Source organism: Acidobacteriota bacterium, from assembly GCA_029861955.1.
Taxonomy (GTDB): domain Bacteria; phylum Acidobacteriota; class Polarisedimenticolia; order Polarisedimenticolales; family Polarisedimenticolaceae; genus JAOTYK01.
In genome coordinates this window covers 1-8,860 of the sequence record JAOTYK010000060.1, presented here as the reverse complement: position 1 = coordinate 8,860, position 8,860 = coordinate 1, and the positions used below count along the sequence as shown (strand labels likewise).

Below are 8,860 nucleotides of genomic sequence, written 5' to 3'. Positions count from 1 at the left end.
CGCTACCGTCAATCTCACAATCGCAACGTTCGAAAGCGCTGGGGTGGTTCCGAGCCGCAGGAGTTTCCGTGGACCTCCGTGCTTCTAGAGCACGGTTAACGTTAAATCTACAGAACTCGATAAGGAGTTTATCCCTTTTGGTTCGCAGGGTAAGTGACGGGTTGCAGTTGGCTCGGATTGCCGCAAGTCACCCGCGATCAACACGTTCCTTGGCAGCCGTCGTTCCTTCAGTCACGATTATACAGCGCATGGATACCCTGCGAGGAATTGTCGGCAGTGTCGGCAAATCGGCGGGTTAGTCCGATAGTCTACGAATGAAGTGCTCTCGCAACCGCCTCGGGGTCTTTTGAGGCCACAATTAGAAGCGCTTTCGCGGGGCCTTCGGGCTCTCGGCGCCCTTGTTCCCAGTTGCGAAGGGTTGCAACACTCACGCCAATCATCAGCGCAAAGGTTGTTTGCGTGACGCCCAGTCGGGAACGGATCTTCTTGATGTCAGACGGCTTGAATCGACGCACGCGGGTTGGCTTCTTCTTTCCGCGACGAATCTTGCCGGCTTCGCGGACACTGTCGACCAGATCATCGAACATCTCGGTTTTCATTTGAACTCCTTCAATGCAATCTCACGAAGGATCTTTAGTTGACGTGCTGTGAGGTCGTCTCTCTTCGTCTTGGAATAGGCGAGCAGCAAGTAACAGACCTCTTCGTCGCCATGCCAGTAGTAGATCGTCCGGATCCCGCCACGTTTTCCACCTCGCTGTCTGCGCCAGCGAATCTTCCGCAAACCACCGCTGTTGGGTATTAATGCACCCTGTTCAGGACGCAGTAGCAGTGCGAGTTGAAGGCCTTGATACTCGTCAGCGCTGAGGAGATTCTTGATCTGCCTCGTGAATACAGACGTCTCGATGAACGTCATCAAGAACTATACGCCATTGGCGTATGCGGTGCAAGCATGAACGCTGGGGCTGGGAGGGGAATGTCCGACGCGCCGTTCAATACAACCCATCCATCGGACTTCTCGCACCCAACGGTCCTCGATTGAGGACGTGGGTGTAGATCATCGTCGTCTGTACGCTGCGATGGCCCAACAGCTCCTGCACCGTGCGGATGTCCTTGCCGTCTTCCAGCAGATGCGTGGCGAACGAGTGACGCAGCGTGTGGCAGCTGATTCGCTTGTGGATCTGCGCGGCTCGAGCCGCTGCCGAGACCTGGCGTTGCAGCGTCGTTGGGTGGATGTGGTGGCGTCGGCGTTGGCCGGTCTCGCCGTCGCGGTAGGTGCGTGCGGCGGGGAAAAGCCACTGCCAGCGTAGGTCCCGTGCGGCGGCGGGTGCCTTGCGTCCGATGGCGTCGGGGAGTTCGACCCAGCCGCCGTCTTCGTCCAGGTCCATCTGGTGGACGGCCGCGGTGGTCTCCTGCCGTTGGCGGAGTGCGGTGTGGAGTCGGTCGGGGAGGAGGGCGTGACGGTCCTTCTGTCCTTTGCCGGCGCGGATGATGATCTGGTTGCGTGCGAAGTCGACGTCCTTGATGCGGATGCGGAGGGCCTCCATCTGTCGCATGCCTGCGCCGTAGAGCAGGGCGACCAGGAGCCAGCCGTCGCCGGTGAGGTTGTCCAGAAGACGACGGACTTCGTCTCGGGACATCACGACCGGCATGCGTCGCGGTTGTTTGGCGCGGATGACGTCGTCGATCCAGTCGACCTCTTTCCTCAGGACGTGTTTGTAGAGGAAGAGCAACGCGCTGAGCGCCTGGTTCTGGGTCGAGGCGGCGACGTGTCGATCGACGGCCAGGTGGCTGAGGAAGCTGCGGATCTCGGCTTCGCCCATGGCGTCGGGGTGACGACGATCGTGGAACAGGATGTAGCGGCGGGCCCAGGTGACGTAGGACTTGAGGGTGCTGCGCGCGTAGCGACGGACGCGGAGTTCGTTACGGAGCCGATCGAGGAGTTTCATCCATCGATCATCGACGCCGTGACGACGCGCTGGGTTCGTCTAGAGACGGTTGTGGGTTAGGAAACCGATACCCATGTCGGGGAGACATGGTGGAGCTGTGGGGGATCGAACCCCAGACCTCCTGACTGCCAGTCAGGCGCTCTCCCAGCTGAGCTACAGCCCCGTTCCGAAGGAGCCACAAGCTATCACAAAGGCTGGTCGGCGGCCGGGCGGGGGGGCATCAGACGCAAAAGTCTTGTAAAGACTCGCGGTGTGGACGGGGCGTTTGGTACGATCCGCCGCTCTATCGCGAGACGACTCCGGAAGTGCATGAGGCCCGGTGGCCTCCCCGGTCTTCAAAACCGTGTGTCGGGCGGTATCCCCGTCCGAGGTGGGTTCGACTCCCATGCACTTCCGCCAAGCCGCCATGGAACCACTGACCTATGTCGTGGCTATCCCCTCGAATTCCTTCAAGAGATCGAGAAATTTCTGAGGATGTTTCGCCGCGCTGGCCACCCGGGCCCAGTGTTTGATGACCTTGCCGTCGGGGCCCACCCAGACCGCCGAGCGGATGACGCCGATGGACTTGCGGCCATACAGCACCTTCTCGCCGTAGGCCCCGTAACGGGTCATGACCTTGTGACCGGGATCGCAGAGCAGGGGAAAGGGCAGCCGGTACTTCTTGCGGAAGGCCTCGTGGGAGTCGGCGTCGTCGGCGGAAACCCCCAGGACCACCGCTCCCAGCGTCTGGATCGGTTTCCACAGATCCCGGAAGCCACAGGCCTGCTTGGTACAGCCCGGCGTGTCGTCCTTGGGGTAGAAATAGACCAGCACGTGTTGGCCCCCATAGTCCTTCAGGCTGTGTTTCTTGCCGTCGGTGTCGTTGAGGGTCAGGGCCGGGGGTCGCTTGCCGACTTCGATCATCGTCGTCAATCTCCATGAGTGGCCGCGGTTTGGACTCCGCGGGAATGGAAGGTGCGCCCTTTGAATGGGGGTATGATTCCGTCAACGGAGGCACCATGAGAGTCAAGGCAGCGGGCATCGTACTGATCGTCGGCCTCGCCGTCACCCTCGCGGGGACGATCCTCCTCGCCGACGAGACCGAAGGCGGCTCGACCCCCATAGACATCCAGCGAACCGAGGAGGTCCAGGTCAAATGGATCCTCATCGACGTGGTGGCGCTGGATCGCAAGGGCGATCCCGTCACCGACCTCACCATCGACGAGTTCGATGTGATGGTGGGCTTCGATCGGGTGACCCCCAGAAGCCTGGACGTGGACTGCGAGATGGCGGACTACGATCCGACGGCCCCGTCGGTCGAGGTGAACGCCGTCGCCGCCGCGGCGCTGGCCCGGACGAAGGAGAAGCGCGTCGTTCTGTTCTTCGACTACCGTCACATGAGCAACCCGCCGGAGATGGTCCGGCAGACCGTCAACATCCTCGAGAACGCCGGTCTCAACGGCTTACCCCACATGGTCGTCTCTCTCGCCGACGGCATCCGGATCCATCAGGACTTCACGCACGACGTCGATGCGGTGATCGAGGCGGTGAAGACGATGTCGCAGGATCCGGCGGTCTATGCCGTGTCCAACAACTCGCTGACCGAACGCAGGACCTTCGACAGCCTCCTCGACTTCTACAACCTGATGGAGTTCGTGCCGGGTCGGAAGATCGTGCTGTTCATGTCCGGGATCTTCTCACCCAACGGTTGGAACTACGACGTCGAGTACCGACTGCTGGCGGCGATGGCCTCCCGGACCCGGACCGCCCTCTATCCCGTGGACAGCGCCGGACTCACCGCCGGCCTGCGCCCGGGGGGCGATCCGTTCCTGGCGCGTCTTGCCAATGAGACCGGTGGGCGATTTACCCGCAACACCAACGACCTTTCCCGCGGTATCGTCCGTGCCCATCGGGATATCAGCTGCCGCTACACCCTGGGTGTCCACGATCCGCGACCGACGGAGGACAAACGGAAACGTCTGCGGGTCTTCATCCGCCGAGACGGCGTGCGTCCTCACTATCCGTCGGGACATGTCCAGCGCTCGCAGCGGGAGATGCAACGTTCGATGGCGCGTACCGCCCGGGTTTCCACCCATGGTTACGACGACGGCGGTGTGACGATGGATATCATCTCCATGCGACCGATCTCGCCGGCACGCTGGGATGTACGGCTCGTGTTGCGTGCCCCCAGCGACCTGATCCAGCGGGCCGACGACGAGTCACCCTGGCAGTTCGGTGGTGTCATCCGTCGCGCCAACGGCACCGTCGTGCAGTCGTTCCGTCAGCCGCTGAATCTGAAGACACCGGAAGTCGTCGGGGTGGAAGGCGCCGGGCTCTACTACCGTTCGTTCCGTCTGCCGCCCGGGGGCTACACCGCCAACGCCTACGCCTACCATCCGTCGATGAAGGTGCCGCTGGGCTTCAGTCAGCCGTTCGAGATCCGTGACGTGCCGGTCGACCGACCGTTCGCCATGGAGCCGATGTTGGTCCTGGCGAAGGCCGCAGAAGATCCAAAGAGGGACCGTGCGCCCTACGTGCCGGTTCCGGGGACGACGCTCCCCGACACCCGGGGTCTGGGCGTCTACTTCCAGGTCTGCGATTTCACCGGGCAGAAGGTCGAGTGGTCCGCGGTGACCGAGGCGCTTCAGCGCTCGTCCGCGCCATCGACCGAGGTCGCGCTGGGAACCCACGAACTGCAGTTCACCCGTCGCGGCGATCGGTGTGCCGGTCGTCTGGACCCCATCGACTACGGACAACTCGGCGAGATCGACATGACGTTCTGGGTTCAGAGTCAGGCGACCGGTCGCGACCTCTCCGTCGAAACCCAGCGGGTCTGGCGGGTCGAGAACACGAATTAGACGATGGGCGTGCCGTTCTTGCGGGCCTCGGCCCGATAACTCCGGCTGAGCGTCAACGTCATCGGTCCCGCCGCGCCGTTGCCGATGCGGCGTCCGTCGAGTTGCGTGATCGCCGCAAGCTCGCCCATGGTCCCCGTGCAGAACAGCTCGTCCGCGCGATAGGCCTCGGTCAGGCTGATGTCGGCGATCTCGGTGGCGATGTCGGCGGTCTCGCAGAGACGTAGGATCGTCGAGCGGGTGACGCCCTCGGGGCAGGCGTGGGTGTGCGGCGTCCGCAGCACACCGTTCTCGACCAGGAACAGATGGGTCGCGTTGGTCTCGGCGATGAAGCCACGACGATCCAGCATCAGTGCGTCGTCGGCGCCGGCGTGGTTGGCCTCGATCTTGGCCAGGATCGATTGCAGCAGGTTGGCGTGATGGATCTTGGGGTCCAGGCAGTCCGGCGGGAAGCGACGCAGGCTGCTGGTGATCAGCGAAAGACCGTCGGTGTCGTAGACCGGTGGCTTGAACTCCGCCAAGACGATCAGGGTCGGGCCACTCTGGTTCAGTCGCGGGTCCATGCCCGAGGTGATCTTGACGCCGCGTGTCAGCGTCAGCCGGATGTGCACGTCGTCGTGCATCTTGTTGGCCTGCAGCGTTCGGCGGATCTCGTCGGTCAACGTCTCGTCGTCGGGGATCGTGTCGAACGCCAGCGCCTTGGCCGACGAACGGAGTCGCGCAAGATGTTCCGTTAGCGCGAAGATCTTGCCGTCGTAGAGACGCAGGCCTTCCCACACCGCGTCGCCACCCTGCACGGAAGAGTCGAAGGGGCTGATGCCCGCCGACTCGCGGGGGTGGAGCGTGCCGTTGATGTTGATCAGGATCGAGGCGTTGCGGGGATCGGCTTTCTGCAGCACGTCGAATCCTCGTGGAACATTCGTCAGGCCGTCGGTCGCAGTCGAACGGCATGCAACCGATCGTAGATCGGTTGGCAGCGTAGCAGGAGATCGTCAAGCGACGCCGGTAGCGGCTCTTCCTTCTTCCTGTAGGGCTGGAATCCGGTCGAGCGCTCGACGGCGTCGTACCAGTAGGGGGCCCAGACCCCGTCGGTCTCTCGTCGGCCGGCCTCCCAGGTCAGCATCGTCGGATCGTAGGGCACGTCCAGGGCTTGGCAGAGTCGCTCCAGCATCACGCCCGGTTGTTCCAGCACATCCCGCGAGTCGATCACCGGTGGCGTCTGTCCATGCTCGCCACGAAGCTCGGCGAACAGCTCCCACTGCTGGGGCAGGCCCGTGTCTTCCAGGGTCGGCTCCGGGATCTGATGATGCAGCGACGTCAGCATCTCTCGCGGGTCACGGATCAGGAACGCATGCCTCAGCGGCCTTAACCAGTCCCGACCGATATCCGGCAAGAGATGATGGGCCATATGCTTCTGATAGAACAGCGGTCGGCCGCCGGGCGTCGGTCCCAGCAGCTCTCGTACGACCTGTTGCCATTCCGTCGGTTGCCCCGCCAACACCGCGTCGCGTCCCGGATGATCGAGGCCCGTCACCTTCAGGTAGTGGGCGTAAAGCGGTTCGTCACAGACATGGGTGTCGGTGCGACTGCCCCAACTTCGCAGGAGCGCGGTCGAGATGTTGCGGGGCCCGGACCACATGGCGATCCGGGTGGGGTCGTTGGCGGTCATTCTGCGGACTGATGTTCCTTCCAGCCACGACTGAGGAGGTAGAGACCGAAGGCGATCGGTGCCACGGGCCACCAGTCCTCGACCCAGAGCATCGAGATGTCCCAGACGTTCTCGGCCAGGAAGGCGAGACCCAGACCGGTGATGATCAGGCCGGCCAGGATCGTTCCGCCGGGCGGGAAGCCGAAGCCCTCGGGCATGGTGATCGCCGCTTCCTCGGTGTTGTTGGAGAGGGCGAAGTTGTAAGCGAAGGCCCGACGACCGGCGTCCACGATGTTGTAGAGCCAGAAGAAGGCCAGGAACAGAGCCAGCAACGGAGTCAGCGGTCGGGCGACGTCGTTGGCCAGGAGGGCGATCGTTGACGCCACCGTGAGTATGTGGATGAAGCCGACCTTGTAATACCCGACGTAGATCTGTCCGAGACCGGGCATGATCGAGAGGAAGCAGGCCAGGGCGATCAGTCGACGGCGGGGGTCGGCGACGACAGTCGGTGCGGCGGCCGCAGGCGGCGCCGCGTAGGTCTGGGCCGGCGGGGCCTGCGGCTGGGGCGGCGTCTCGCCGTGGGGGTTGTCGTAGGTCGGACTCATTGGGTCACTCCTTCGTTCATAGCCATTCGTTCAAGGGTGTACGCAGCGGTCGGGAGCTTCCGGCCTCTGCGTCGTTGTCTTCGCTGTCGTCGTTGTCATCACGGCCGTCTGCTTGACCGGTCATCGCCTGCCAGATTCCCTCGAGCCCGTCGCCCATTCCGTTGAGGGCTTCGCCGCTCCGCTGCGGATCCTGATCCTGCACCGCCTCGCGGAGGCTGTGGTAGTTGCGGTCCAGGGTGTCGCGGGCCGGGGCGGACTGTTCCACGCGACGTTCGATCCGATCCGTCAGGTTGCGGACCGACTCGATGCCGGCTTCCCCCGTGACCTGCCAGACCTGTTCGGCCTGACGGGGGAGCGAGTGCTGTTCCTGCGTGTCGAAGAACGATGCGACGGTGCCCGGGAGCTCTCGCATCGGTGCGAACGGCGCCAGCACCAACAGCCAGATCACCACCGCACCCAGATAGCCGGCTTCCAGATGGAGTCGGGGTCGCCGACGAAGCTGCCCGAGTCCCTGCAAGAAATCTCGAATACCGCGGGGACGCAACGGCGTCTGCGAGCGGCTGGTGGCGGCATAGACGTGGGCCGCGAATCCGGGGCCGGGAGAGAGGTCGGCCAACGGTGGCAACGCCTCCTGTAAACGGTTGAGCGCAACGATCAGCGGCCCGCAGTCCTGACAGGCCCGCGCGTGACGATGGACCAGTTGATGGTCCATACCCAGTAGCTCGCCGTCGACGAACGCCGGCAGTCGTTCCTCGGCCTGCGTGCACGGGCTGCCACTGGTGTTGGCAAGCACGTCGCGTAGCAGGTCTCGGGGTGCGTCGCTGTGTCGTTCGTCGCTCATCGTTTCTCCGTTCCACCCACTACGACGCACCGCGTCGCAGGAGGTTCCCTACACTCCGTACCCCGGGTCGATCTTTACGACAGACTTGGCCAGTTCGACCCGCGCGCGGGCCGATCGTGACTTGACGGTGCCGATGGGGAGATCGAGCATCTTCGCGATCTCCTGAAGCGGCAGACCCTGGATCTCCTTGAGGAGGATCATCTCGCGGTAGGCGTCACTCAGCCGACCCATCGCCCGATGGATCAGCTGGCGTTCCTCGCCCGCCTGCGCGTCGGCGTGGGGATCCATCGCGTCCGACGGGAGGTCGATGCCGTCATCCAGCTCCACGTCGCGGGCCGGCGGGCGGGCCTTGATCCGTCGCAGTCGATCGATGCACTGGTTCCGACCGACCCGCATCAACCAGGGCGTGAACTCGTCGCCGCGGAAGGCATCCAGCTTGCGATAGACCTGGATGAATACTTCCTGGGCCAGGTCCCGTGCCTCGTCGGGATCCCGCAGGTAATGCAGGGCCAGGCTGTAGATCCGTGACTGGTACTGGCGGACGAGCTCCTCCCAGGCGAGGGCATCCCCGCTACGACAGCGCCTGACCAGTTCGGCGGTTTCGGACATGCGGCCCCCGGGCGGCGGAGGGGGGCCGGATCGACGGCCCCTCGCCTCGATCTTACCTACGCAGGCCGCCTGATGGGGGTTCCGTCGCTGGAGCTAAAAGTCGACCACCAGCGACGTCGTCACCAGAATATCGGTCTCGTCCAGCTCGAACGGGACGGTTCCGATGGCCACCGCACCCGGCAGCGCCGGATCCTGGTCGAAGAGCGTCACCGTCTGGAGGGCCGGCAGGTTGTCGTAGAACCAGGTCACCGACACCCGCAGCGCCATCCGCTTGCTCATGGCCACCGAGACCGCGTTGACCATCTTCGAGCGCCAGTCATCGCTCTCGTCGAAGTTCAGGTCGACGACCCAGATGGTCTCGTCGGTCGTACTGTCGT

General features: G+C 63.7%; 11 protein-coding genes and 2 tRNA genes. 2 read left to right on the top strand and 11 right to left on the bottom strand.

The annotated features are described in order from the left end of the window. Positions 1-308: 308 nt before the first annotated feature. The 4 genes from OES25_16750 to OES25_16735 form a co-directional block, all read right to left on the bottom strand. The gene (locus OES25_16750; protein ID MDH3629287.1) at positions 309-599 is read right to left on the bottom strand and encodes a helix-turn-helix domain-containing protein; all 291 of its coding nucleotides are present in this window, start codon (positions 597-599) and stop codon (positions 309-311) included. Then, positions 596-913: a type II toxin-antitoxin system RelE/ParE family toxin gene (locus OES25_16745; GenBank protein ID MDH3629286.1), complete on the bottom strand. Its 318-nt coding sequence runs from the start codon at positions 911-913 to the stop codon at positions 596-598. The genes OES25_16750 and OES25_16745 overlap by 4 nt, the downstream gene beginning before the upstream one ends. A 76-nt stretch (positions 914-989) precedes the next feature. Further along, complete coding sequence (locus OES25_16740; GenBank protein ID MDH3629285.1) at positions 990-1,946, bottom strand: integron integrase; 957 nt, start codon at positions 1,944-1,946, stop codon at positions 990-992. A gap of 87 nt (positions 1,947-2,033) precedes the next feature. Then, a tRNA-Ala gene (locus tag OES25_16735) sits at positions 2,034-2,109 on the bottom strand. A 138-nt stretch (positions 2,110-2,247) separates the two neighbouring features. Between OES25_16735 and OES25_16730 the strand changes: the two genes are divergently transcribed. Then, positions 2,248-2,345 (top strand) — tRNA-Sec (locus OES25_16730). A 21-nt stretch (positions 2,346-2,366) separates the two neighbouring features. Here OES25_16730 and OES25_16725 read toward each other — a convergent pair. Further along, on the bottom strand, positions 2,367-2,849 hold the full coding sequence (locus tag OES25_16725) for a peroxiredoxin (GenBank protein MDH3629284.1): 483 nt from the start codon (positions 2,847-2,849) through the stop codon (positions 2,367-2,369). A gap of 95 nt (positions 2,850-2,944) precedes the next feature. Between OES25_16725 and OES25_16720 the strand changes: the two genes are divergently transcribed. After that, the gene (locus OES25_16720) at positions 2,945-4,783 is read left to right on the top strand and encodes a VWA domain-containing protein (protein ID MDH3629283.1); all 1,839 of its coding nucleotides are present in this window, start codon (positions 2,945-2,947) and stop codon (positions 4,781-4,783) included. Here OES25_16720 and OES25_16715 read toward each other — a convergent pair. From OES25_16715 to OES25_16690, 6 genes are all read right to left on the bottom strand, one after another. Further along, positions 4,780-5,679, bottom strand: coding sequence for an aminotransferase class IV (locus OES25_16715; protein MDH3629282.1), 900 nt, complete (start codon positions 5,677-5,679; stop codon positions 4,780-4,782). The genes OES25_16720 and OES25_16715 overlap by 4 nt on opposite strands. Positions 5,680-5,702: 23 nt before the next feature. Further along, positions 5,703-6,449 carry an HAD family hydrolase gene (locus OES25_16710; protein MDH3629281.1) on the bottom strand — a complete coding sequence of 249 codons (747 nt, stop codon included), beginning with the start codon at positions 6,447-6,449 and terminating at the stop codon, positions 5,703-5,705. Next, entirely contained in the window at positions 6,446-7,033 is a 588-nt protein-coding gene (locus OES25_16705) for a hypothetical protein (GenBank protein MDH3629280.1), read from the bottom strand. Before OES25_16705 ends, OES25_16710 begins: the two co-directional genes overlap by 4 nt. Positions 7,034-7,049: 16 nt before the next feature. Then, complete coding sequence (locus OES25_16700) at positions 7,050-7,874, bottom strand: zf-HC2 domain-containing protein (protein ID MDH3629279.1); 825 nt, start codon at positions 7,872-7,874, stop codon at positions 7,050-7,052. 48 nt (positions 7,875-7,922) lie between these two features. Continuing rightward, positions 7,923-8,483 (bottom strand): sigma-70 family RNA polymerase sigma factor, encoded by a 561-nt coding sequence (locus tag OES25_16695; GenBank protein ID MDH3629278.1) that lies wholly within the window; start codon positions 8,481-8,483, stop codon positions 7,923-7,925. Positions 8,484-8,576: 93 nt separating this feature from the next. Next, on the bottom strand, positions 8,577-8,860 hold a 284-nt coding region (locus tag OES25_16690), incomplete at its 5' end, for a hypothetical protein (protein ID MDH3629277.1).

Excerpts from the sequence above, each read along its gene's own strand:
- OES25_16750 (MDH3629287.1), bottom strand. The coding sequence starts at position 599 with ATGAAAACCGAGATGTTCGATGATCTGGTCGACAGTGTCCGCGAAGCC.
- OES25_16745 (MDH3629286.1), bottom strand. The coding sequence starts at position 913 with ATGACGTTCATCGAGACGTCTGTATTCACGAGGCAGATCAAGAATCTC.
- OES25_16740 (MDH3629285.1), bottom strand. The coding sequence starts at position 1,946 with ATGAAACTCCTCGATCGGCTCCGTAACGAACTCCGCGTCCGTCGCTAC.
- OES25_16725 (MDH3629284.1), bottom strand. The coding sequence starts at position 2,849 with ATGATCGAAGTCGGCAAGCGACCCCCGGCCCTGACCCTCAACGACACC.
- OES25_16720 (MDH3629283.1), top strand. The coding sequence starts at position 2,945 with ATGAGAGTCAAGGCAGCGGGCATCGTACTGATCGTCGGCCTCGCCGTC.
- OES25_16710 (MDH3629281.1), bottom strand. The coding sequence starts at position 6,449 with ATGACCGCCAACGACCCCACCCGGATCGCCATGTGGTCCGGGCCCCGC.
- OES25_16705 (MDH3629280.1), bottom strand. The coding sequence starts at position 7,033 with ATGAGTCCGACCTACGACAACCCCCACGGCGAGACGCCGCCCCAGCCG.
- OES25_16700 (MDH3629279.1), bottom strand. The coding sequence starts at position 7,874 with ATGAGCGACGAACGACACAGCGACGCACCCCGAGACCTGCTACGCGAC.
- OES25_16695 (MDH3629278.1), bottom strand. The coding sequence starts at position 8,483 with ATGTCCGAAACCGCCGAACTGGTCAGGCGCTGTCGTAGCGGGGATGCC.